Genomic DNA, 20,945 nt, shown 5'->3' with positions numbered 1-20,945 from the left:
AGCAATGTGGCGCGTCCTGCCGCGCCTACCTCAAAAAAATACTCTAAATAATTCGAGTTACAGCCAGGCGGCAAGAGAGTAAACCCCCAGGAGCTTACTTGGGTAAGTGACTGGGGTGAGCGAAAGCAGCCAACACCGCTGTAGCTTGAAGTATGACGAGTAGAAAAAAGATAAAGGAAAGGTGAGTAAATGCGTAAGCAACTGATTGCAATGTTAGCAGTATCATCCGTTTTGTTGTCCGGCGTCGCTTTTGCTAAAGACGTTGGCGACGACATGGACATTATCGCCAAAAACTACAAAACCGTGCTGAGCACCAAAGATGCCGCCGAGCTGAAAACTTCACTGGGCAACATGCGTGAAGCAGCTCTGGATGCGCAAAAAGGGACGCCGCCAAAGCTGGAAAATGAAGCAGCCGACAGCGCCAACATGAAAGAGTACCGCCACGGGTTTGATATCCTCGTGGGCCAGATTGACGGTGCGCTGAAGCTGGCTACTGAAGGCAAAGTCACAGAAGCTCAGGCCGCTGCGGCTGACTTCAAAACCACGCGCGATACCTACCACAAGAAGTTCCGCTAAGATTTAAAAACGGGCGGGTTATTCCCGCCCGCTCTCTTTATTGCAGTGCTCTCACCGCGCGTTCCAGCGCATCAATATCGTTATTGCTCAGCAGGGGCTGAATAGCCTGAAAATGCTCATCGCTTAGCTGATAAATTTGCAGCTTCAGCAGCCGCTCAATCACTTCGGGTTCGAAACGCAAGGCGATAGGTTTTGCCGGGTTGCCGCCGACCACGCTATAAGGGCTGACGTTTTTTGTCACCACGCTGCCTGCGGCAATAATCGCGCCTGCGCCTATGGTCACGCCAGGCATAATCATTGCCCTCATGCCTATCCAGCATCCGTCTCCCAGCGTGGTATCGCCTTTGGCGCGGTAAGCGTCTTTGATGGTTTCGATAAACGGATAAAGGGAAAACCAGTCGCTGCGGTGCGTGTGATTGCCGCCCATCAGGATCACCGCCTCGGCGGCAATGCAAACGTAATCGCCAATCCACAGCTGGTCGAGCACGCCAATGGGTTCCCACTGCTGGCTAATCGCGTCTCCCTGAAGGTAGCGCACCGCGCTTTGCTCAAAGCCGCCATCCCAGCAGTCGCTGTAATAGCTGTGCCGGCCTTTGATATGAATATTGGGGTTAGTCACCGTTTCGTGCAGGTATTCGACCTGAGACCAGTGTTTTTCAGTCTTTGACATGTTTTTTCTCACAACAATAGTATGCCGACGGAACAAAGTTCCGTTTCAATTTGCAGAGGGAAAACTTGAACGCGCTAAGCGATGCGCGGCTGTTTCAGCCAAGGATTGTTGAGGATTGTGGTGAGTAGCATGACGTTAAAACCTGTATTGAAGACCCGCTAACCTTAACACCGGGAGCTTCAGAGTACACTTTTTTCCTCCCTCGTTTGTGTGTAGCGCACCCTGGCCAACTTCACCTTCTACCTCGATCACAAAACGGTAAATCCATTATTACTCTAAGGCTAATGATTGGTTCCTGAGCTTAATTGATAGCCAACCCGGCGTGGCGCACACTTTTAACCAGACTAAAGCCAATCAAAATGATTTGCTGAATCAGGAGGTTAATAATGAGTGCTAGCCAAACGCCTGCCCGCGTCTGGAACACACGCCGCACCGAGAAGCAGCGGCGAATGGCGTCCAGCAACGTACAGGGCAAGGTGATCCCGACCGGGGACCTCGTCGCAGTGATGGAAAAGCTGATTGCGCCGGGTGACCGGGTGGTGCTGGAAGGTAACAACCAGAAACAGGCAGATTTTCTCTCCCGCATGCTGGCGGAAGTCAGCCCGCAAAAAGTACACGATCTGCATATGATCATGCCGAGCGTCGGCCGCAGTGAACACCTTGATATCTTTGAAAAAGGCATTGCCCGTAAGCTCGACTTCTCTTTCTCCGGTACCCAAAGCCTGCGTATTTCTCAACTGTTGGAAGACGGGCAGTTGGAAATTGGCTCTATTCACACCTACATCGAGCTTTATGCGCGCTTATACGTCGATCTTGCGCCTAACGTCGCGCTTATCGCCGGGTATAAAGCTGACCGTAAAGGCAACCTGTACACCGGGCCGAGCACCGAAGATACCCCAGCGCTGGTTGAGGCTGCCGCCTTCCACGACGGCATTGTTATCGCCCAGGTTAATGAACTGGTGGACGACGACTGTGACCTGCCGCGCGTGGACATTCCCGGCTCGTGGATTGACTACGTGGTGGTTGCCGATAAGCCGTTCTTTATCGAACCGCTGTTTACCCGCGACCCGCGCCTGATCAAGCAGGAACATATCCTGATGGCAATGATGGCTATCAAAGGCATTTACGCCGAGCATCAGGTGCAGTCGCTGAACCACGGGATCGGCTTCAACACCGCCGCCATCGAGCTGCTGCTGCCCACCTACGGCGAACGGCTTGGCCTGAAAGGCAAAATCTGCAAGCACTGGACCCTGAACCCACACCCGACGCTGATCCCGGCGATTGAAAGCGGCTGGGTTGAGAGCGTGCACTGCTTCGGCGGTGAGCTGGGGATGGAAGAATACATCCGCGCTCGCCCGGATATCTTCTTTACCGGTGCCGACGGCTCCATGCGTTCCAACCGCGCTATGTGCCAGCTGGCAGGGCAATACGCGGTGGATATGTTTATCGGTTCGACCCTGCAGGTTGATGGCCTGGCGAACTCTTCTACCGTGACGCGTGGCCGCCTGTCGGGCTTCGGCGGCGCGCCAAACATGGGCCATGACCCGCACGGTCGTCGCCATGCCACACCGGCCTGGCTGAACATGATAACTGAACCTGACCCGATGCAGCGCGGCAAAAAGCTGGTGGTGCAGATGGTCGAAACCTTCCAGGCGGGCGTGAAGCCAACCTTCGTAGAAACCCTGGATGCTGTTGAAGTGGCTAAAACCTCCGGTATGCCGCTGGCACCGGTGATGATTTACGGCGACGACGTAACCCACGTGCTGACCGAGGAAGGGATTGCATATCTCTACCGCGCGGAGAGCCTGGAAGAGCGACGTGCGATGGTGGCAGCGGTGGCCGGTATCACCGACATCGGCCTGGGCGTTGACGCTAAGCGCGTCGCGGCGCTTCGCCAGAGCGGCAAAGTGGCTTACCCGGAAGACATGGGGATCCGCCGCAGCGATGCGACTCGTTCCCTGCTGGCGGCAAGCAGCGTGGCCGATCTGGTCGAATGGTCCGGCGGTCTCTACAACCCGCCGGCGAAATTCCGGAGCTGGTAATGAAATTACATCCACAGAAAGGCGTTGAGGCAGGGGCGGGCTGGCTGGCAAGGGCGGCAACCCAAAGCCTGATTGAAGAAGCCCGTCTGAGCCCAAAACCCGGTCTGGTGGACAGCCGGGGGAATGGCGCCCATCACGATCTCAGCCTGGCGCTGATGGAGCGATCGGCCCACAGCCTGACCCCGACATTTCATGCTCTGGCATTACAAAGCTGGGAACGTCCGGCAGACATCGCGCTGCGCCAACTGGTCGGGCGCCTGGGGCGCGAAGGGGAGCAGCAGATGATGGCGGCGACCTGCGGGGTGAACACCCACCGGGGCGCAATCTGGGCGCTTGGCCTGCTGGTTTCCGCCGCCGCTATGCACGGTATGGCAGGCAGCAGCGCGGAGATTACCGCTACGGCAGCACGGCTGGCTGGGCTTCCTGATGAGGCAGCCCCAAAGAGCTTTAGCAAAGGGTTGAGAGCCACAAGACGCTATCGCGTACCGGGCGCACGAGAAGAAGCTCAGCAGGGCTTTCCTCACGTTATGCGTCTCGCGCTGCCTCAGCTGCGCCGCAGCCGCCAGTCCGGAGCAACCGAGGGCGAGGCTCGCATTGACGCTCTGATGGCGATTATGACTTCGCTGTCAGATACCTGCGTGCTCTCTCGCGCCGGGTTAACCGGCCTGGAAACGATGCAGAACGGTGCCCGCAGCGTGCTGATCAACGGCGGTATTTCGCGCCAGGAAGGCCGCGACGCGCTGGACGTGCTCGACCGCAACATGCTGGCGCTAAATGCCTCACCGGGCGGGGCGGCTGATTTGCTCGCCGCCACGCTGCTGCTGGACCGCATCGCCAACGATGCCACCCCGCTTCACTCACTTATTTAACGAGGGCGTTATGGAACACATTACGTTGTCATTTCCGGCAACCCGCACGGCCACAGGCAAAGCCCTGGCTGGCGTGGTGGGCTCCGGCGATATGGAAGTCCTGTTTTCTGCCGCACAGGGGCAGACTCTGACCATCGACATCACCACCTCCGTCGATAACAGCGAAAAACGCTGGAAAGCACTTTTCGAGCGCCTGGCCGCGCTAAGCAGCCTGCCTGCCGGAGAGTTGAAAATTCATGATTTTGGCGCGACGCCGGGCGTGGCGCGTATCCGTATTGAACAGGTCTTTGAGGAGGTGGCTCATGCGTGACGACAGCAGCTTTATTGAATTAAGAGCCCGCGAGCGCGCACGTCTGCTGCTGGATGAAGGCAGCTATCGTGAATTGCTCGACCCGTTCGACGGCATTGTCTCGCCGTGGCTGGGGCCGCAGGGCATTGTGCCGCAATCTGATGACGGCATGGTCGTTGCCAAAGGCACGATTAACGGTGGCCCGGCGGTGGTGATTGCCATCGAAGGCGCATTCCAGGGCGGCAGCATGGGCGAAGTGTCCGGCGCAAAAATGGCGGCCGCGCTTGAACTGGCGGCGGAAGACAACCGCCACGGCATTCCTACTCAGGCTGTGCTTTGCCTGGAAACCGGCGGCGTGCGCCTGCAGGAGGCCAACCTCGGCCTGGCGGCGATTGCCGATATTCACGCAGCGATTGTCGATTTACGTCGCTACACCCCGGTGATTGGCGTTGTGGCCGGCACCGTGGGCTGCTTCGGCGGAATGTCGATCGCCGCCGCGCTTTGCAGCTATTTGATTGTGACTCGCGAGGCACGTCTTGGCCTCAACGGCCCGCAGGTTATCGAGCAGGAAGCGGGCATTGAGGAATATGACTCCCGCGACCGGCCGTTTATCTGGGGCATGACCGGCGGTGAAGTTCGCTATCAGAGCGGGCTGGTGGACGCGCTGGTTGGCGACGGCGTCCATGCCGTGAAGCAGGCGGTCAATGAAGCCATCGCCAAAGGCGTTCCGGCGCAGCATCGCACCGATAACTACGCGTGGTATCTGGATCGCCTGACCCATTTCGACACCAGCCAGCAGGCTGATGCCGAACAGATCAAACAGCTTTTTGGGGAGAAACGTTAATGAGCCAGAAACTGAATCGCGCCGCCGTTTGGCTGGATACTTTAGTTCCGGATGCACCTCGTATGGCGGGGCTGTGCGCCTCCGTACAGGTCGCCGACGGCAACGTTGACGGGAAACCTGCCCGCTTTATCGCCGTGGTGCCCGATGCCAATAACCATTATCCCCGTGCTGCTGGCGGCGAAGTGGGGCTGTTAGAAGGCTGGACGCTGGCAAAAGTGGTCAGCGAAACCATCGCTGAAGATGCAAACAAGGCTGAAAAGCGCGCCATCGTTGCGGTGATTGATGTCCCAAGCCAGGCCTATGGCCGCCGCGAAGAGGCATTCGGTATTCATCAGGCGCTGGCCGGTGCCGCAGGCGCTTATGCCAATGCTCGCCTGGCCGGGCATCCTGTTGTGGGCCTGATTGTCGGCAAAGCGATGTCCGGGGCGTTTCTCGCCCATGGTTACCAGGCTAACCGATTGATCGCCTTTAACGACAAGGGCGTGATGATCCACGCGATGGGGAAAGAGTCCGCCGCGCGCATCACCTTACGCACCGTGGAGGCGCTGGAGAAGCTGGCCGCCACCATTCCACCGATGGCCTACGACATCAGCAACTATGAAACTCTCGGCCTGCTTTCGGCGCTGCTGGATATCAGCCACCCGGATGCTCCGCAGAGCGACGATGTGGCAAAAGTGAAGGCTGCTCTGAGTACGGCGGTGAAAGAAGCACGTAGCGAGACTTCGCTGAAATGCCGTCTGCTGGCGAAAAATCGCCACAGTTCGGCGCTGGTTCGCGAACGTATGCGCGCCAGCTGGTAATAAAAAAAGACAAACCTGCCGGACTCTATAACCAGGCACGGTACGCCGTGCCTGAGTAAAAAAAACGTCCGAAAATAATAAATATCGCGACCGTGCTAACTCTCTTTATTGACTCAAGGTGAAGTTATGACTTACGTGATCGTTCATGCTCTGGCCCCTATTTTTGTCATCATGCTGCTGGGATTTTTCGCCGGCAAAGCGAAAATGGTCGATAACAAAAATGTCTCGCTGTTAAACATTTTTGTCATGGACTTTGCTCTACCCGCCGCGCTGTTTAGCGCGACCGTTCAAACGCCGTGGCTTGGCATTGTTCAGCAGTCACCGCTGATTGTGGTGCTGGTGCTTGCGATGTGGATTACCTATGCGGCGATTTACTTCCTGGCGACCAGCGTATTTAAAAAGTCGCCGCAGGATGCTGCCGTGCTGACCCTTACCGTGGCGCTGCCTAACTATGCCGCGCTCGGCCTGCCAATTTTAGGCAGCGTGCTCGGTGAAGGCTCTTCGACTTCGCTTTCCGTGGCGGTGTCGATTGCCTGCGGTTCCGTCCTGATGACGCCGTTCTGCCTGCTGATTCTTGAGCGTGAAAAAGCCCGTGCGGCCGGTGAAAACAGCGGCTCAACGCTGGCGATGCTGCCGGTGCTGATGTGGCGTTCGGTGAAAAAACCTATCGTCTGGGGGCCATTGCTTGGGGTTGTGCTGTCGGCTATCGGTATCCGTATGCCTGACCTGCTGCTGGCCTCGATTAAACCGCTGGGCCTGGCCGCTACCGCCGCTGCGCTGTTCCTGACCGGGGTGATCCTGTCGGCCCGCAGGCTGCAGATCAATACCATGGTGATCGCCGCGACCGTTACCAAGTTGCTGATTCAGCCGTTCATCGCCTGGGGCATCGTGCTGGCGCTTGGCCTGACCGGCCCGGTAGCGATTACTTCCATCCTGATGATTGCCCTGGCCGCCGGCTTCTTTGGCGTGGTCTTTGGCAACCGCTTTGGCGTGCAGTCGCCGGATGCAGAAGCCGTGTTGTTGCTAAGCTCGGTACTCTCTATCCTGTCGCTACCGCTGTTTATTACGCTGACTTCAGGACTTTAAATAATGCCGACATTACGCCCCCACGATCTCCTTTGGCTCACCGACCGCGAAGCGCTGGAAGGTGCTAACGAGGAGTGGGTCACCAGCCAGTGGCGCCCTGCGCTGCCGGTGGTGGTGCGGCGTGATGTCGAGCGTGACGGACGTGTTCCGGTAGGCGTGCGAGGAATGCGGCGCGACCAGCGAGCTGCGGGTTGGGTGAATCCGGCGAGCGTGAAGCGCGTCGTCAGCCCGGAGGCGTTATCCAGCCGTGACCTGCTGCTCAATTCCCCGTTTGTTTCCATGCCGCCGGTGCAGGGGGCTATTCAACTGGCAAGCCGCCCGTGGGCATGGCGCTGGGGCATTACCGGGAGCGTAGGCTATACGCTGGCAACCGAAGTGCCGGTGATGCACGCCGCGAGCGACCTTGATTTGCTGGTCCGCTGCCCACAGCCGATAGCAAAAGAGGCGCTGGCAGAGTGGCAGAGCCTGACCGACAAACTGCTTTGCCGGGCCGATACGCAAATCGAAACGCCCTATGGGGCGTTTGCGCTGGCGGAATGGCTAAGGGAAAAGCGCGTGCTGCTGAAAACCAATCAGGGGCCGCAGCTCGTGGTTAATCCCTGGCAGCCGGAGGATAACGGATGAAGATACTTTTTACCTTTCCCGGACAGGGAACGCAGCGGGCGGACATGCTGCAAAATTTACCCGAGCGTGACGCCATCATGGCGCAGGTAAGGGCGGTTTTAGGCGATGAAGCAAACCAGCTGGATAGCGCTGCCGCGCTGAAGCATACCCGCGCGGTGCAGCTTTGCCTGCTAATCGCAGGCGTGGCCTGGGCGCAGGAGCTTGAGCGTAATGGCGTGAAGCCGGACATAGTCAGCGGCCTGTCTATCGGGGCGTTTCCGGCCGCGGTGATGGCCGGCGTCATCCGTTTTTCCGATGCCCTGCGGCTGGTGGCGCTTCGTGGCGACCTGATGGAACAGGCTTATCCAGAAGGTTACGGCTTAACGGCCATCGTCGGGCTGCGTCTTGAGCAGGTTGAAGCCCTGGTGGCGGGCAGCGAAACCTATATCGCGAATATCAATGCCGAGCAGCAAATCGTCATTGCCGGGAGCGAGCTGGCTATGGAGAAGGTGGCGCACCGGGCGTTGGAGCAGGGGGCGCAAAAAGCTCGCCAATTGGCGGTTAGCGTGCCGTCCCATTGTGCGCTGCTAAATGAACCCGCACAGAAGCTTAAGCAGGCGTTTGCCGATGTGGCGTTGAGCCGCCCGTCCTGCGCTTATCTCAGCGGCAGCACGGGCCGCGTCCAATGGCAGCCGGAACAAATTGCCGAAGATCTGGCGCTTAACATGGCGCGGACCGTGCGCTGGCGAGAGGCGATGGTTGCCGCCAACGAGCGCGACGTGCGTCTGGCTGTTGAAATGCCGCCGGGCAGCGTACTTTCGGGGCTGACACGGCAGGCGTTTCGGGAAGGGATCGCCGTCTGCCGGGAACAAAATAAAGTGGCGGCCATCGTTCATCTTGCGGAAAAAACTAAGGCGGCGCGTTAGGCGTATCGATAAACGAGCGGGCGTACATGCGCCCCTCGGCGGCCAGCGCCAGCAGGTTCGGGTCAAGTTCGCGATTACGGGCGAAGACGATAGCGATGGTCTGCTTCATCTGGTACTGCTCGGCAAGCCTTAAAAGCTGCACCGAATTTTCATACACCTTCTTCATTCTGCCGGGCATCAACGTCAGCCCGACGCCCGCCTGTACCAGGCTGACCATCGAGAAAATGTCGTTTACGCGGGTGACGATTTCCGGTTCGAAACCGGCGACGCTAAAGGCTTCCTGAAAGCCCGCGTAGGTAGCAAAGCCTTCCGCGAGCGAAACAAATTTTTCACCGTGGAACTCGCGTAAATCTGCCGGATGGCTGGTGTCGAGCGGGAAGCTGGCCGGTGCGGCGAGGAAAATATCGTCCCGGAACATCGGCAGGACTTCCAGCCTTGAGCGATCGACTTCGCCTTCGGAAATAGAAATCAGGATTGCGTCCAGCACGCCGTCTTCCAGCATATTCAGCAGCACCTGATTTGAGCCCATGGTGAGATCCATTTCCAGCTCTGGTCGCCTCAGTTTCATGCCCATGATCAGTTTCGGAACGGTTTCGAGCGTCAGGGAATAGAGGGTGCCGATGCGCAGCCGGCCCTGCCCAACGCCCGCGGCCTGACGGGTTTCATCGATGCCGCGCGCCATCAGCGCCACCACTTCTTTGCAGTGTTCCAGCAGGGTGAGCGCAGATTCCAGCGGCACCAGGTTGCGCCCTTTATGAATAAACAGCGGGCAGCGCACACCTTCTTCCAGCGTATGCAGCGCGCGATGCACGCTAACCCCGCTAATACCCAGCGCTTCGGCGGTGCGCGCAATGTTCCCTTTCTCCATAAACTCCATAAAGATCTCAAGCTTACGGAAGGTGATTTCAGCGTCGATTTTCATTAGAGGATAATCTTTGGATGTTTGACGCCGCAGGCTTTTGCGTAACGGACAACGGTTTCAATACTGGCTTTGATAATATTGGCTTCCATACGAGAGACCGTTGGCGGCGTGACGCCCATACGCTCGGCAACCTGTGCGCGTGTTAGTCCTTCATGGCTGCGCCATTCAGCAAGCATTGCCTGCAGCCGCAGCTTACGCTCTTCGGCTTCATAAGCGGCCTGTACTTCGGGGTTGGTTAGCAGGTCTGCGCGCGCTTTTTCCCAGTCGATACTTTTACTCTTTTTCATTGAGCATCTCCTCTAGTCGTTGAAAAGCCAGCCTGATTTCCTCAGTTGGTGTTTTTGCCGTTTTCTTAACAAAAACCCGTAAAAGATAAATAACTCGTCCTTTTTGGTAGACATAAAGCCCCCGTGCGATATGGGTTCCCATCGTCCTTATTTCAAACAGCCCATTGCCTAAGGGTTTGCTATCAGGCTCACGCAGCGATGTCGCATTTTGTTTAATTTTATCAATCAGACGCAGCATTTTTGCCTGAACGACGGGAGGCAATTCTGTTATTTCATCGAAGACATCCACATGCAATTGAACGCGAAACATACGGTCACTCCCTGACGAGGTTAACATAGCAATTAAATTGCCTTATAAGCTAATTTTTATTGCTGATGCTGGTGGCAAAACCAGGCGAAAATCAGCCTAAAGCGCGCCTGACTTCTTTTCTATCTCCCGCTTCTGTTTTTGCGTAATGCCTCGTGAACGTCGATTCCTTTGCCATAAGCAACGCCAATAATGGCGGCAAAACTGTCCTCCCATCACACTTTCGAACAAAAAGGGCCGCTGGAAAAGGGGCCTTTTATCACTCGGTTATGTGACCAGATTCACGGTAAGCCAGCTGAAAACCGCCATTCCGGGCCTTTATGTGGAACAGATCACTATTGCCTCACCGATTTCCACTTCGAAGTGGAAAACAACTCGCTACAAACCTTCCACCCCGCCAGGTAGTTTAAAAAACAGATTAGTTAACGAGGTACCCAGGGTGAATAACGGAGCGGTAATGGTTAATGAAGCCGAGGAATTAACGACGCGTATTCAGGATTTTATTTACGCGCTGTTCAAAAGTAAGCACATCACGCCCAACGCGGTACAGGAACAAATGCTGGCCTCCCACGTGAAGGCGATGATTCATCGCTCTCTCACCGGGGAGCCGTTACCAGAAGTGGAAGAGAGCTTGTTCGAAGAGATCTCCGCCGAGTCGATGGAAATGGCGCAGGCGGTGGTCGATCAGTTCGGGAATCTGCCGGTAGAAGAAGCGTGGTTGCTGTCAGTGCATTTCGAAGTGGCGAAAGACAATCTTTGAATCATCAGGAGAAAAAAATGGAACAAATTACCGTAGTGATTGGTGACCGTCTGGGCAAAGGCCAGAAAGTTGCAGCAGGGATCGAAAAAGCGGGCGGTCGCGCCGTGGTTATTCCAGGCGTCGCCGCCGACATGAAGCTAGGCGACGTGATGAAAGCAGAAAACGCCACTTTTGGTATTTCCTTCTGCGGCAGCGGTGGCGCAGGCGCTATCACCGCACAAACCAAACATGGCTACAAAGCCAAATACGGCATGCGCTCCGTTGATGAAGGCGTGACGGCGATTAACGAAGGCAACAACGTGCTTGGCTTTGGCTTTATGGATAAAGAAGAGCTGGGCGAGCGCCTGGTGCTGGCCTGGAACAAGAAGTACGGCAGCTGAGTATGAAAGAGAAATTCGCAACTACGGTGCGAGTCAGCGGGCGCGGCGATACCAAAGCCAAAGCCTTCTCCGACGCCCTGAACCACGTTCAGGGCACGGTGCTCAAATCCACCAACCACATTCTTCTGCGCATTGAGCCACAGGACGTGCAGGTTGTTCAGGCGCAGGTCAGGGTGCGCAAAGAAGCTTTTCTGTTCTTCTTCCTGCGTCGGGAAAGGCGGAGCTACAGCGTGGAGCTGGATGTTTCCGTCAACGTGACGGCTCTTAACCTCGATGAGGTAGATTTCGTCTCTAGTTAATTCAAACATTTATACCCAATTAGCTGGTGTTGTAGCAAGGCAGCAAGGGAAGGCAGTCCGATGAGCTTACTTGGGTAAGTGATTCGGGTGACTGAGCGCAGCTAACGCGGCTACAGCGACAGATAAGCAGGGTAGAAAAGGGCAGACTCATGTTCTTAATTATATTAATAAAATCACTCATTATCGGCGGCCTCGTCGGCGTGGGCGTTGGTGCCGGAGCCGCGCGTATGTTCCATGCGCCAACCACTCAGGGCATGGGCGCATTTCGTACACTCGGCGAGCTGAACTCCTGCGAAGGGGACCCGGCTTCTCACTTCTCCTTTGGCCTCGGCTTCTTCTTCAACGCGTGGGCTTCTTCCGTTGCAGCAGGTGCGTTCACCCAGGACGTTGACCACCGCATCATCCCTAACTGGGGCGCGGCGGCACTGATGGTGAAGAATCGCAACGTGGCGGAAACCCTCCACGACCCAAGAAAAATGGCTATCGCCTGCGGCATCATCGGCATGATCGTGGTGGCGTTTCTGAACTCAACCGCGTCTGCGGTGCCGGCGGCGCTTCAGGTGACGGCGGTGAAAGTGCTGGTGCCTGCGGCCAACCTGCTGGTGAACACCGTGATGCCGGTTATTTTCTGGCTGGCGGCTATCGACGCCGGTAAAAAATCTGGTTTCTGGGCAACCATCTTCGGCGGCGCAGCGCAGCTGATCATGGGTAACGCCGTACCGGGTCTGGTGCTTGGCATCCTGATCGGTAAAGGCGTTGAAGAAAGCGGCTGGCACCGCGTTACCAAAGTGATGATGACGGCTATCGTTGCCCTCTTTGTTCTGAGTGCCTTCTTCCGTGGGTTCGACATGAAGATGATCGAGTCTTTCCACATGACCGTGCCGAACTGGCTGGATCTGCTGCATAACTCGCTGAGCGGCAAATAAGGGGATAACGCATGGAACAGAATAAAGGTTTTTGGTACGCGGACTGGTCATTCCCAATCTTTGTGGGCCTGCTCTCCTCCGGCGTGTTTGCCGGGACGCATATGTACTACCTGTACGGCATCGGCGCGTTTAACGAAGTGGCTTTCGTGGCGATGCTGAAGTCGGGGATTGATACCGGCGTTTACGGTGCGGTGGCGGCGTTTGGCGCAAGCTTCCTGTTTGCCCGCATCATTGAAGGTTCGCTGGTGGGGATTCTGGATATCGGTGGGGCGATTCAAACCGGCGTAGGCCTCGGCGTTCCGGCGCTGCTGCTGGGCGCAGGCTTTGTTTTCCCGGTCGCTAACTTTGGCGCTTCGTTGATCACCGGGCTGGTGATTGGCCTGGCCATTGGCTACCTCATCATCCTGGCGCGTAAGTTCACCATCAATCAGAGCGACTCCACCTACGGGGCGGATGTCATGATGGGCGCGGGTAACGCTTCCGGCCGCTTCCTCGGGCCGTTGATTATCCTCAGCGCCATGACGGCTTCGATTCCAATCGGTATCGGCTCGTTGGTGGGCTCTCTGCTGTTTTATCTCTGGGGCAAACCGATCACCGGCGGGGCGATCCTCGGCGCAATGATCTTAGGCTCGATCTTCCCGGTAGCGTTGTAAGCAGTATTTCCAGGGCGGACGGGCTGCGGCTCGCCCGCCAGTTAAGGAGAAAAATATGTTTGACCTGATCCTGCGCGAGGCGCGGCTGGTGGACGATACCGTGATCGATATCGCCCTGAAGGACGGCAAGATTGCCGCCTTAGGCAAGATAACCGGCGAGGCAACTGAAGAACGCCAGCTGAACGGCGAATACTACGTTAGCGCCGGCTGGATTGACTCCCACGTTCACTGTTACCCCAGGTCCCCTATCTACCACGACGAGCCTGACAGCGTGGGCATTCATACCGGTGTCACTACGGTGGTCGACGCGGGCAGCACCGGCGCCGATGACGTCGACGATTTCTATCAAATCACCCGCAGCGCGACGACCGAAGTTTATGCCCTGCTGAACATTTCCCGCGTGGGCCTGATTGCCCAAAACGAACTGTCCAATATGGCGAATATCGACGCTGACGCCGTGCGCGGCGCGGTGAAGCGCCACCCGGACTTTATCGTGGGCTTAAAAGCGCGGATGAGCAGCAGCGTGGTGGGCGATAACGGCATTACGCCGCTGGTGCGCGCCAAGGCTATCCAGAAAGAAAACGGCGATTTGCCGCTGATGGTGCACATCGGCAACAACCCGCCGGACCTCGATGAAGTGGCCGAACTGCTGACCAGCGGCGACATCATTACCCACTGCTACAACGGCAAGCCAAACCGCATTCTCAACCCGGCCGGGCAACTGAGAGCCTCCGTAGCGCAGGCTATTCAGCGCGGTGTGCGTCTGGATGTAGGGCACGGCACCGCCAGCTTTAGTTTTGACGTGGCGCGTGTCGCTATTCAGCAGGGCATTCTGCCGCACAGCATCAGCTCGGACATCTACTGCCGCAACCGCATCAGCGGCCCGGTGCATTCACTCGGCGCGGTGATGTCTAAATTCCTCTCCATCGGCCTGTCATTGCCTCAGGTGATCGACTGCGTGACCGTTCACGCTGCCGATGGATTACGACTGAAAAATAAAGGCCGCCTGGCCGTAGGGCTGGACGGCGACCTGACCGTCTTCGAGCTGCGCCGTCAGCCAACGGTATTTACCGACGCAGAGCAGCAAACGCTGACGGGTGACCAGGTGCTGGTGGCGCTGGCTGCGGTGCGCGCCGGGAAGTGGTTTGACTGTGAATAAGGGAAAACAGAACATGTCTTCGATCTATGAAAAATACAATTTAAAACAGGTAATTAACGCATCCGGCCGCATGACCGCCCTCGGCGTGTCCACGCCACGTCCGGAAGTGGTGGACGCGGTAACCACCGGTATGAACCACTACTTTGAAATGAAGGATCTGGTTAATAAGACAGGCGCCTACATTGCCGGGCTGCTCGACGTTGAGGCGGCGACCGTGGTGTCCTGCGCTTCTGCCGGTATCGCCCAGTCCGTGGCGGCGGTGCTGGTGAAAGACAATCAATGGCTGATCGAGAACCTGCATGCGGCCCCGCTGGAGAACAACGAGATCGTGCTGCCGAAAGGCCACAACGTTAACTTCGGCGCGCCGGTTGGCACCATGGTGAACCTGGGCGGTGGCAAAATCGTCGAAGCAGGCTACGCCAACGAATGTTCAGCGGATCAGCTGGCTGCGGCTATTTCTCCACGCACGGCGGCCATTCTGTATATCAAATCCCACCACTCGGTGCAGAAAAGCATGCTCAGCGTTGAGCAGGCCGTGGTCGTGGCGCGTAAACACAACCTGCCGCTGATCGTAGACGCTGCGGCAGAAGAAGATTTGGCATGCTATTACCGTGCCGGGGCCGACCTGGTGATTTACAGCGGGGCGAAAGCTATCGAAGGCCCAACCAGCGGGTTGGTGATCGGCAAAGAGCAGTACGTCGAGTGGGTGAAGCTGCAAACCGGCGGCATCGGGCGTGCAATGAAAGTTGGCAAAGAAGGCATCCTCGGCCTGACCTGCGCGATTGAACATTACCTGAGCGCGGCCAAAGAGAGCGGGGCCGAAATGGTCGCCAAAATGATGCCGTTTATCGACAGCCTGAACACGCTGAATGGCGTAACCGCCCGCGTAGTGTGGGATGCAGCCGGCCGCGATATCGCCCGCAGCGAAATCAAGTTCGACGAAGCGACCGTCGGCATCAGCACCGGCGAGCTGGTCAGCGCGTTGAAGCAGGGCGAATACGCCATCTACTTCCGTGGCTATAAGGCGAATGAAGGCATTATTGAAGCGGATGTGCGCAGCGTAAGCGCGGCACAGCTGGAGATTATTTACCGCTGCATCAAAGCACTGGTAAGCAAGGAGAAATAAGCATGAAACTGACCCCAAATTTTTACCGCGACCGCGTTTGCCTGAACGTGCTGGCAGGCTCTAAAGAGAACGCCAAAGAGATTTACCAGGCGGCGGAAGGCCACGTGCTGGTCGGCGTGTTGTCTAAAAATTACCCGGATGTAGAAAGTGCGGTTGCCGATATGCGTGACTACGCGGCGCTTATCGACAACGCGCTGTCCGTCGGCCTTGGTGCGGGCGACCCGAATCAATCGGCGATGGTGAGTGAAATCTCTGGCCAGATTCAGCCTCAGCACGTCAACCAGGTCTTTACCGGCGTGGGCACCAGCCGTGCGCTGCTGGGCCAGAACGACAGCGTGGTTAACGGCTTGGTTTCGCCAACCGGCACCGTCAGAATGGTGAAAATCTCCACCGGCCCGTTAAGCTCAGGCGCACCGGACGGCATCGTGCCTGTTGAAACCGCGATTGCGCTGCTGAAGGATATGGGCGGCAGCTCAATCAAATATTTCCCGATGGGCGGGCTGGAGTGCCGCGAAGAGTATCAGGCGGTGGCGGAAGCCTGTGCGAAGCATGACTTCTGGCTGGAGCCGACCGGCGGTATCGATCTCGAAAACTTCGAAGAGATCCTGAAGATTGCGCTGGACGCCGGCGTCAGCAAAGTGATCCCGCATATTTACAGCTCGATTATCGACAAGGCCAGCGGCAATACGCGCCCGGCGGATGTGGCTACGCTGTTGGCGATGACGAAGAAGCTGGTGGGGTAAAGCACTGTTTCCCCTCACCCCGACCCTCTCCCCAAAGGGGCGAGGGGGAAAAGAAAGGTCCCCTCTCCCCAAAGGGGCGAGGGGGAAAAGAAAGATCCCCTCTCCCCAAAGGGGCGAGGGGGAAAAGAAAGGTCCCCTCTCCCCAAAGGGGCGAGGGGGAAAAGAAAGATCCCCTCTCCCCAAAAGGGCGAGGGGGAAAAGAAAGATCCCCTCTCCCTTTTAGGGAGAGGGTTAGGGTGAGGGTATAATCCTCATCAACCACACTTCGAGGACAAACGCATGTCTGCACGCACTCTGCTTGTTGCTTCATTTGCCTTACTCGCCGCCGGCAACAGCGCGGCGCAAAGCCATTATGCCTGGGTTGGCACCTACAACCCGAACGGCGAAGGTCTTTATCGCTTCCAGGTGGACGCCAAAACCGGTGCGCTTAGCGAGAAAACGCTGGTTAGCTCGCTGCCAAACGCCGCGCAGCTTACCGCGTCGCCGGACGGCAAGACGTTGTACGTTGCCAGCGAAGCGGAGAAAGGCGTGGTAGCAGCATTGCGCGTAGGCGATGACGGAAGTGTGACCGAACTAAACCAGGTCTCTTCCGGTGGCGCTGGCCCGGTTTACCTGTCTCTGACGCCGCAAGGCAAGCACCTGCTGGTGGCAAACTACGTGAGCGGCTCTATCGCCGTGCTGCCGGTTAATGCCGACGGCAGCCTGCAGGAAGCCAGCGACAAACATCAGGACAGCGGCGAGCCGGGCGCGGCGAAACCAGAAGCAGCGGTAGAAGGTAGCTTCGCCGCCAGCGATCATAACGGCCCGCATGCCCATATGATTGCCGCCGATCCGAGCGGCAAGTTTGTTTTCTCGACCGATCTTGGCCTGGATCGGATCTACCAGTATCGCTTTGATCAAAACAAAGGCGTGCTGGAGCCAAACGATCCGCCGTTCATCTCCGCCTCTTCAAAAGGCGCAGGGCCACGCCACTTTGTCTTTTCTGCGGACGGTTCAGGCCTGTGGCTGATTAACGAAGAAGCCTCTACGCTTAGCCATTACAAGCTCGACCGCGAAAAAGGCACGCTGACCGAAGGGAAGACCATCTCTTCGCTGCCAAAAGGCTATAAGGGCACAAGCTTTGCGGCGGGCCTGGTATTGAGCCACGACGGCAAGCAGCTGTATGTGGCCAACCGTCTGCATAACAGCATCGCACATTTCAGCGTGGGCTCTAACGGCGAGCTTACACATCAGGACGATATCTGGACGCGTGGCGACTATCCACGAGGCCTGACGCTGGACAGCACCGGCAAACATCTTTATGCCCTGAACCAGCGCAGCGACAATATCACTCGCTTTAGCGTGGCGCCGGGCAACGGTAAATTAACCTTTATCGAGGATTATACGGCGGTGGGAAGCCCGTCGCAGATGGTCTTCACCCCGTTTAAGTAAAGCAGGACGGGGCGCCAGTGTGCCCCGATAACCAAAGGAAACGGTAGTGAGATTCCCCAATCAACGGCTGGCTCAGCTTTTTGAGATGCTGCAAAACGAAACGCTGCCCCAGGATGAACTGGCGCGGCGTTTGTCCGTTTCTACCCGCACGGTAAGAGCCGATATCACGGCGCTTAATGCGCTGATGGCCGGCTTCGGGGCTCAGTTTACGCTGACCCGTGGCGCGGGCTATCAGCTGAATATCGAGGATGCTGAACGTTACGGCGAGCTGGTTCAGCATCGCCCGCGCCAGCTGCGTATCCCACGTACTTCACCAGAACGCGTGCATTACCTCGTGGTGCGTTTTTTGACGGCGGCGTTTTCACTGAAGCTCGAAGATTTGGCCGAAGAGTGGTTTGTCAGCCGCGCCACGCTGCAAAGCGATATGGCGGAGGTGCGTGAGTGGTTCAACCGCTACCATCTGACCATTGAGACGCGCCCGCGCCACGGCATGAAGCTGTTCGGCAGCGAAACGTCTATTCGCGCCTGCCTGACGGATCTGCTGTGGCAGTTGACCTTAGAGGACAGCGAAAATCCCCTGTTGACCGAAGAAGCCCTTAACGCGGGCGTGCCTGAGCAGCTCACCAGCTCGCTGCATGACTGTTTTACCCGCTGCCGCATCCGCTTAACCGATGAGGGCGAGCAGTTTATTCGTCTTTATTGTTCGGTGGCGGTGCGCCGCATCAGCGAGGGCTATCCTTTGCCGGAGTTCACGGCGGATAACGTCGATATACAGGTGAAAGAGGCCGCGCGCCAGATTGCCGGCTTGATGCAGCAGCTGGCGGGTAAACCCCTGGCGGAAGCCGAAGAGCAGTGGCTGCAGGTGCATATTGCTTCACGGCAGGTGCAGGAAGTGGCGCCGAGCGCGATCAATGCCGACGATGACGAAGCGCTGGTTAACTACATCCTGCGCTACATCAACACCCACTATAACTACAACCTGCTCGGTGACGAGCAGCTGCACGCCGACCTGCTCACCCACATCAAAACGATGATCACCCGGGTACGCTACCAGATAAACATCCCGAATCCACTGCTGGCCAACATCAAGCAGCATTATCCGCTGGCTTACGACATGACGCTGGCGGCGGTCTCAAGCTGGGGAAAATACACGCCTTACGCTATTAGCGAGAACGAGATTGGTTTTCTGGTGCTGCATATCGGCGTTGGCCTGGAGCGCCACTACAACATTGGCTACCAGCGTCATCCTCGCGTGCTGCTGGTTTGTGATACCGGCAACTCGACGGTGCGCATGCTGCAGGCCATGCTGCTGCGTAAATATCCGCAGGTGGAAGTAACCCACATTATTTCCCTGCGCGACTACGAACAGCTCGACGCGGTGGATGAAGATTTTGTGATCAGCACGGCGCGCATCAGCGAGAAAGAAAAGCCGGTTGTGATGATGGCGCCGTTCCCGACCGACTATCAGCTGGAGCAGCTTGGCAAGCTGGTACTGGTGGACAGAACTCGCCCTTACATGCTGGAGAAATTCTTTGATGCCAGCCACTTTCGTATTATCGACCAGCCGATGACCCAGCAGCAGCTATTCCTGACGCTCTGCGAGCAGCTGGAGCGGGAAGGTGTCGTTGACTCAGATTTCCATCCGTCGGTGGTGGAGCGAGAAGCGATCGTCAGCACCATGTTGGGTGAGGGCATTGCGCTGCCGCACTCGTTAGGCCTGCTGGCGAAAAAAACCGTGGTCTACACCGTGCTGGCACCGCACGGTATCAGCTGGGGCGACGAAACGGCGCACGTGATCTTCCTGCTGGCTATCAGCAAAAGTGAATACGAAGAGGCGATGGCGATTTACGACCTGTTTGTGACGTTCCTGCGCGAGCGGGCGATGATTCGGCTGCGCGACAGCAAGGATTTTGACAGTTTTAAAGCGGTGGCGATGGAGTGCCTGAGTAAGCTGTAATCGTCAATGGCCCTTAGTTAAAAGGGCTATGGCTTATCCCCTCTCCCCTGTGGGGAGAGGGTTAGGGTGAGGGGCCGTTATTTCAGGATAGTGAACGCGGTGGTCACGTGCTTCACGCCGCTTACTCGGCTGGCAATGTCCGCCGCGGCTTTACCTTCGCGTTCGGTCACCAGGCCAAGCAGGAACACCTCGCCATTCTCCGTCGTGACTTTCACGTTAGAAGACTTCACCTGATCGCTGGTTAGCAGCTGAGAACGAACTTTCGTGGTGATCCACGTATCGCTCGACGCGGTGCCCAGGCCGACCGGAGGCATAATCCGAATTTCGTTATAGACTTCGGCTGCGCCGTCTACGCCCAGCGCGATTTGCTTCGCGCGAGAAGAGAGGTCTGGGGTTGGCGACTGGCCGGCCAGCAGCACTTTGCCCTGGTAAGCCGTCACGTTAATGCGTGCTTCTTTCTTGATTTGCTCATCCTTGCTGAGCGCGCTGTTCACGCGTAACTCAAGCGTGCTGTCATCAACCTGCGTCCCGACGGTACGCGGGTCGGTCGCGGATTTTGTCGCAACGGCGGCGCTTCCCACAACAACGGCACCGACGCAGCCTTGCAGCAACAACGCGGAAATAAGAACTGCGAGTGGCGTAATGGCCTTCATGTTCATTCCTTCTCCTATCTCAAAATTAGCTATTAGCCATCCTGGTGCGGAAATAGCGTATTGTCGATCAGATCGCATAAACAGTTTACCGTCAGCATATGCATTTCCTGGATGCGGGCGCTGCGGTGAGAAGGGATTCGGATTTCAACATCCTGTGGCCCCAACAGTCCTGCCAGTTCGCCGCCGTCATAGCCCGTCAGCGCAACGATGGTCATGTCGCGGGTGACGGCTGCCTCAACCGCTTTGACAATATCACGGCTATTGCCTCGGGTGGAAATAGCCAGCAAAACGTCCCCGGCGTGGCCCAGCGCACGAACCTGTTTGGCATACACTTCTTGATGCAGACGGTCGTTAGCGATCGCGGTTAAGACCACATTATCTGCATTAAGTGCAATGGCCGGTAAACTAGGACGCTCTGTTTCAAAACGATTGATCATGCTGGCAGCAAAATGCTGTGCGTTGGCGGCGGAGGTCCCATTGCCACAACAGAGGATTTTGTTGCCGTTCAGTAAAGACTGAACCAGCGTCATCGCTGCACGGGAGATGGCGTCCGGCAGGGCTTCCGCTGCGGCAATCTGAGTTTGAATACTTTCCGTGAAGCAGCCTTTGATTCTTTCAAGCACGTTGATTCTACCTG

General features: G+C 57.1%; 25 protein-coding genes. 19 read left to right on the top strand and 6 right to left on the bottom strand.

Annotated features, from left to right (window positions below; genetic code table 11):
• The first annotated feature begins 189 nt into the window (after positions 1–189).
• A complete protein-coding gene (gene cybC, locus ACE38U_RS07110) occupies positions 190–576 on the top strand; it encodes a cytochrome b562 (RefSeq protein WP_038476371.1) in 387 nt (128 codons plus the stop codon).
• Positions 577–613: 37 nt separating this feature from the next.
• Here the strand turns inward: cybC and ACE38U_RS07105 are convergent, their stop codons facing one another.
• Entirely contained in the window at positions 614–1,246 is a 633-nt protein-coding gene (locus tag ACE38U_RS07105) for a CatB-related O-acetyltransferase (protein WP_375529397.1), read from the bottom strand.
• A gap of 386 nt (positions 1,247–1,632) precedes the next feature.
• On the opposite strand from ACE38U_RS07105, the gene mdcA reads away from it, so the two are divergent.
• From mdcA to mdcH, 8 genes are all read left to right on the top strand, one after another.
• Entirely contained in the window at positions 1,633–3,288 is a 1,656-nt protein-coding gene (gene mdcA / locus ACE38U_RS07100) for a malonate decarboxylase subunit alpha (RefSeq protein ID WP_038476365.1), read from the top strand.
• Positions 3,288–4,157 carry a triphosphoribosyl-dephospho-CoA synthase gene (locus ACE38U_RS07095; RefSeq protein ID WP_038476362.1) on the top strand — a complete coding sequence of 290 codons (870 nt, stop codon included), beginning with the start codon at positions 3,288–3,290 and terminating at the stop codon, positions 4,155–4,157. Before mdcA ends, ACE38U_RS07095 begins: the two co-directional genes overlap by 1 nt.
• Before the next feature lie 10 nt (positions 4,158–4,167).
• On the top strand, positions 4,168–4,467 hold the full coding sequence (mdcC, locus tag ACE38U_RS07090) for a malonate decarboxylase acyl carrier protein (protein WP_038476359.1): 300 nt from the start codon (positions 4,168–4,170) through the stop codon (positions 4,465–4,467).
• On the top strand, positions 4,460–5,290 hold the full coding sequence (locus ACE38U_RS07085; protein WP_038476356.1) for a biotin-independent malonate decarboxylase subunit beta: 831 nt from the start codon (positions 4,460–4,462) through the stop codon (positions 5,288–5,290). Before mdcC ends, ACE38U_RS07085 begins: the two co-directional genes overlap by 8 nt.
• On the top strand, positions 5,290–6,090 hold the full coding sequence (mdcE, locus tag ACE38U_RS07080; RefSeq protein WP_331635266.1) for a biotin-independent malonate decarboxylase subunit gamma: 801 nt from the start codon (positions 5,290–5,292) through the stop codon (positions 6,088–6,090). Before ACE38U_RS07085 ends, mdcE begins: the two co-directional genes overlap by 1 nt.
• A 126-nt stretch (positions 6,091–6,216) precedes the next feature.
• Entirely contained in the window at positions 6,217–7,176 is a 960-nt protein-coding gene (locus ACE38U_RS07075; RefSeq protein WP_038476350.1) for an AEC family transporter, read from the top strand.
• A 3-nt stretch (positions 7,177–7,179) separates the two neighbouring features.
• Positions 7,180–7,800 carry a malonate decarboxylase holo-ACP synthase gene (locus tag ACE38U_RS07070; RefSeq protein ID WP_176983137.1) on the top strand — a complete coding sequence of 207 codons (621 nt, stop codon included), beginning with the start codon at positions 7,180–7,182 and terminating at the stop codon, positions 7,798–7,800.
• Positions 7,797–8,705 (top strand): malonate decarboxylase subunit epsilon, encoded by a 909-nt coding sequence (gene mdcH / locus ACE38U_RS07065; RefSeq protein WP_375529396.1) that lies wholly within the window; start codon positions 7,797–7,799, stop codon positions 8,703–8,705. The genes ACE38U_RS07070 and mdcH overlap by 4 nt, the downstream gene beginning before the upstream one ends.
• Here mdcH and ACE38U_RS07060 read toward each other — a convergent pair.
• The 3 genes from ACE38U_RS07060 to ACE38U_RS07050 are packed head-to-tail and all read right to left on the bottom strand — an operon-like array spanning position 8,689 to position 10,224.
• On the bottom strand, positions 8,689–9,627 hold the full coding sequence (locus ACE38U_RS07060; RefSeq protein WP_038476341.1) for a LysR family transcriptional regulator: 939 nt from the start codon (positions 9,625–9,627) through the stop codon (positions 8,689–8,691). The two genes, mdcH and ACE38U_RS07060, sit on opposite strands and share 17 nt — an antisense overlap.
• The gene (locus ACE38U_RS07055; protein ID WP_052048993.1) at positions 9,627–9,914 is read right to left on the bottom strand and encodes a helix-turn-helix domain-containing protein; all 288 of its coding nucleotides are present in this window, start codon (positions 9,912–9,914) and stop codon (positions 9,627–9,629) included. Before ACE38U_RS07055 ends, ACE38U_RS07060 begins: the two co-directional genes overlap by 1 nt.
• Positions 9,901–10,224: a type II toxin-antitoxin system RelE/ParE family toxin gene (locus tag ACE38U_RS07050; protein WP_154189014.1), complete on the bottom strand. Its 324-nt coding sequence runs from the start codon at positions 10,222–10,224 to the stop codon at positions 9,901–9,903. Before ACE38U_RS07050 ends, ACE38U_RS07055 begins: the two co-directional genes overlap by 14 nt.
• Positions 10,225–10,678: 454 nt before the next feature.
• Here ACE38U_RS07050 and ACE38U_RS07045 point away from each other — a divergent pair, with 454 nt between their 5' ends.
• From ACE38U_RS07045 to ACE38U_RS07000, 10 genes are all read left to right on the top strand, one after another.
• A complete protein-coding gene (locus tag ACE38U_RS07045; RefSeq protein ID WP_038476338.1) occupies positions 10,679–10,981 on the top strand; it encodes a glycine dehydrogenase in 303 nt (100 codons plus the stop codon).
• Between the two features lie 17 nt (positions 10,982–10,998).
• Positions 10,999–11,361 carry an SFCGS family glycine-rich protein gene (locus ACE38U_RS07040; protein ID WP_038476335.1) on the top strand — a complete coding sequence of 121 codons (363 nt, stop codon included), beginning with the start codon at positions 10,999–11,001 and terminating at the stop codon, positions 11,359–11,361.
• A 2-nt stretch (positions 11,362–11,363) separates the two neighbouring features.
• Entirely contained in the window at positions 11,364–11,660 is a 297-nt protein-coding gene (locus tag ACE38U_RS07035) for a DUF4312 family protein (protein ID WP_038476332.1), read from the top strand.
• A gap of 149 nt (positions 11,661–11,809) precedes the next feature.
• Positions 11,810–12,586, top strand: coding sequence for a DUF4311 domain-containing protein (locus tag ACE38U_RS07030; protein WP_038476329.1), 777 nt, complete (start codon positions 11,810–11,812; stop codon positions 12,584–12,586).
• A gap of 11 nt (positions 12,587–12,597) precedes the next feature.
• Positions 12,598–13,239 carry a DUF4310 family protein gene (locus ACE38U_RS07025; protein ID WP_038476326.1) on the top strand — a complete coding sequence of 214 codons (642 nt, stop codon included), beginning with the start codon at positions 12,598–12,600 and terminating at the stop codon, positions 13,237–13,239.
• Positions 13,240–13,294: 55 nt separating this feature from the next.
• On the top strand, positions 13,295–14,398 hold the full coding sequence (locus ACE38U_RS07020) for an amidohydrolase/deacetylase family metallohydrolase (protein ID WP_176983134.1): 1,104 nt from the start codon (positions 13,295–13,297) through the stop codon (positions 14,396–14,398).
• Positions 14,399–14,411: 13 nt separating this feature from the next.
• The gene (locus ACE38U_RS07015; RefSeq protein ID WP_176983133.1) at positions 14,412–15,524 is read left to right on the top strand and encodes a DgaE family pyridoxal phosphate-dependent ammonia lyase; all 1,113 of its coding nucleotides are present in this window, start codon (positions 14,412–14,414) and stop codon (positions 15,522–15,524) included.
• 2 nt (positions 15,525–15,526) lie between these two features.
• Positions 15,527–16,267 (top strand): 2-dehydro-3-deoxy-phosphogluconate aldolase, encoded by a 741-nt coding sequence (gene dagF, locus ACE38U_RS07010; RefSeq protein ID WP_375529395.1) that lies wholly within the window; start codon positions 15,527–15,529, stop codon positions 16,265–16,267.
• A gap of 279 nt (positions 16,268–16,546) precedes the next feature.
• A complete protein-coding gene (locus ACE38U_RS07005) occupies positions 16,547–17,698 on the top strand; it encodes a lactonase family protein (RefSeq protein ID WP_176983131.1) in 1,152 nt (383 codons plus the stop codon).
• A gap of 46 nt (positions 17,699–17,744) precedes the next feature.
• Entirely contained in the window at positions 17,745–19,655 is a 1,911-nt protein-coding gene (locus tag ACE38U_RS07000; protein WP_038476312.1) for a BglG family transcription antiterminator, read from the top strand.
• Positions 19,656–19,732: 77 nt separating this feature from the next.
• Here the strand turns inward: ACE38U_RS07000 and dolP are convergent, their stop codons facing one another.
• Positions 19,733–20,308 carry a division/outer membrane stress-associated lipid-binding lipoprotein gene (dolP, locus tag ACE38U_RS06995; RefSeq protein ID WP_038476309.1) on the bottom strand — a complete coding sequence of 192 codons (576 nt, stop codon included), beginning with the start codon at positions 20,306–20,308 and terminating at the stop codon, positions 19,733–19,735.
• Between the two features lie 32 nt (positions 20,309–20,340).
• Entirely contained in the window at positions 20,341–20,931 is a 591-nt protein-coding gene (gene diaA / locus ACE38U_RS06990; RefSeq protein ID WP_038476306.1) for a DnaA initiator-associating protein DiaA, read from the bottom strand.
• Positions 20,932–20,945 lie beyond the last annotated feature (14 nt).

Origin of the sequence: Cedecea selenatireducens, assembly GCF_042138895.1 — a bacterium.
Taxonomy (GTDB): Bacteria; Pseudomonadota; Gammaproteobacteria; order Enterobacterales; family Enterobacteriaceae; genus Cedecea; species Cedecea selenatireducens.
Note: the sequence above shows the minus strand (reverse complement) of the source record. Positions and strands in the feature narration are given on the sequence as shown.

Bases quoted from the DNA above. Each gene is read 5' to 3' on its own strand.
- ACE38U_RS07040 (WP_038476335.1), top strand. From the start codon at position 10,999: ATGGAACAAATTACCGTAGTGATTGGTGACCGTCTGGGCAAAGGCCAG.
- ACE38U_RS07085 (WP_038476356.1), top strand. From the start codon at position 4,460: ATGCGTGACGACAGCAGCTTTATTGAATTAAGAGCCCGCGAGCGCGCA.
- mdcA (WP_038476365.1), top strand. From the start codon at position 1,633: ATGAGTGCTAGCCAAACGCCTGCCCGCGTCTGGAACACACGCCGCACC.
- ACE38U_RS07005 (WP_176983131.1), top strand. From the start codon at position 16,547: ATGTCTGCACGCACTCTGCTTGTTGCTTCATTTGCCTTACTCGCCGCC.
- ACE38U_RS07075 (WP_038476350.1), top strand. From the start codon at position 6,217: ATGACTTACGTGATCGTTCATGCTCTGGCCCCTATTTTTGTCATCATG.
- ACE38U_RS07030 (WP_038476329.1), top strand. From the start codon at position 11,810: ATGTTCTTAATTATATTAATAAAATCACTCATTATCGGCGGCCTCGTC.
- ACE38U_RS07105 (WP_375529397.1), bottom strand. From the start codon at position 1,246: ATGTCAAAGACTGAAAAACACTGGTCTCAGGTCGAATACCTGCACGAA.
- ACE38U_RS07020 (WP_176983134.1), top strand. From the start codon at position 13,295: ATGTTTGACCTGATCCTGCGCGAGGCGCGGCTGGTGGACGATACCGTG.
- ACE38U_RS07025 (WP_038476326.1), top strand. From the start codon at position 12,598: ATGGAACAGAATAAAGGTTTTTGGTACGCGGACTGGTCATTCCCAATC.
- ACE38U_RS07045 (WP_038476338.1), top strand. From the start codon at position 10,679: ATGGTTAATGAAGCCGAGGAATTAACGACGCGTATTCAGGATTTTATT.
- mdcC (WP_038476359.1), top strand. From the start codon at position 4,168: ATGGAACACATTACGTTGTCATTTCCGGCAACCCGCACGGCCACAGGC.
- mdcE (WP_331635266.1), top strand. From the start codon at position 5,290: ATGAGCCAGAAACTGAATCGCGCCGCCGTTTGGCTGGATACTTTAGTT.
- ACE38U_RS07035 (WP_038476332.1), top strand. From the start codon at position 11,364: ATGAAAGAGAAATTCGCAACTACGGTGCGAGTCAGCGGGCGCGGCGAT.
- dolP (WP_038476309.1), bottom strand. From the start codon at position 20,308: ATGAAGGCCATTACGCCACTCGCAGTTCTTATTTCCGCGTTGTTGCTG.
- ACE38U_RS07070 (WP_176983137.1), top strand. From the start codon at position 7,180: ATGCCGACATTACGCCCCCACGATCTCCTTTGGCTCACCGACCGCGAA.
- ACE38U_RS07015 (WP_176983133.1), top strand. From the start codon at position 14,412: ATGTCTTCGATCTATGAAAAATACAATTTAAAACAGGTAATTAACGCA.
- cybC (WP_038476371.1), top strand. From the start codon at position 190: ATGCGTAAGCAACTGATTGCAATGTTAGCAGTATCATCCGTTTTGTTG.
- dagF (WP_375529395.1), top strand. From the start codon at position 15,527: ATGAAACTGACCCCAAATTTTTACCGCGACCGCGTTTGCCTGAACGTG.
- ACE38U_RS07095 (WP_038476362.1), top strand. From the start codon at position 3,288: ATGAAATTACATCCACAGAAAGGCGTTGAGGCAGGGGCGGGCTGGCTG.
- mdcH (WP_375529396.1), top strand. From the start codon at position 7,797: ATGAAGATACTTTTTACCTTTCCCGGACAGGGAACGCAGCGGGCGGAC.
- ACE38U_RS07060 (WP_038476341.1), bottom strand. From the start codon at position 9,627: ATGAAAATCGACGCTGAAATCACCTTCCGTAAGCTTGAGATCTTTATG.
- ACE38U_RS07050 (WP_154189014.1), bottom strand. From the start codon at position 10,224: ATGTTTCGCGTTCAATTGCATGTGGATGTCTTCGATGAAATAACAGAA.
- ACE38U_RS07055 (WP_052048993.1), bottom strand. From the start codon at position 9,914: ATGAAAAAGAGTAAAAGTATCGACTGGGAAAAAGCGCGCGCAGACCTG.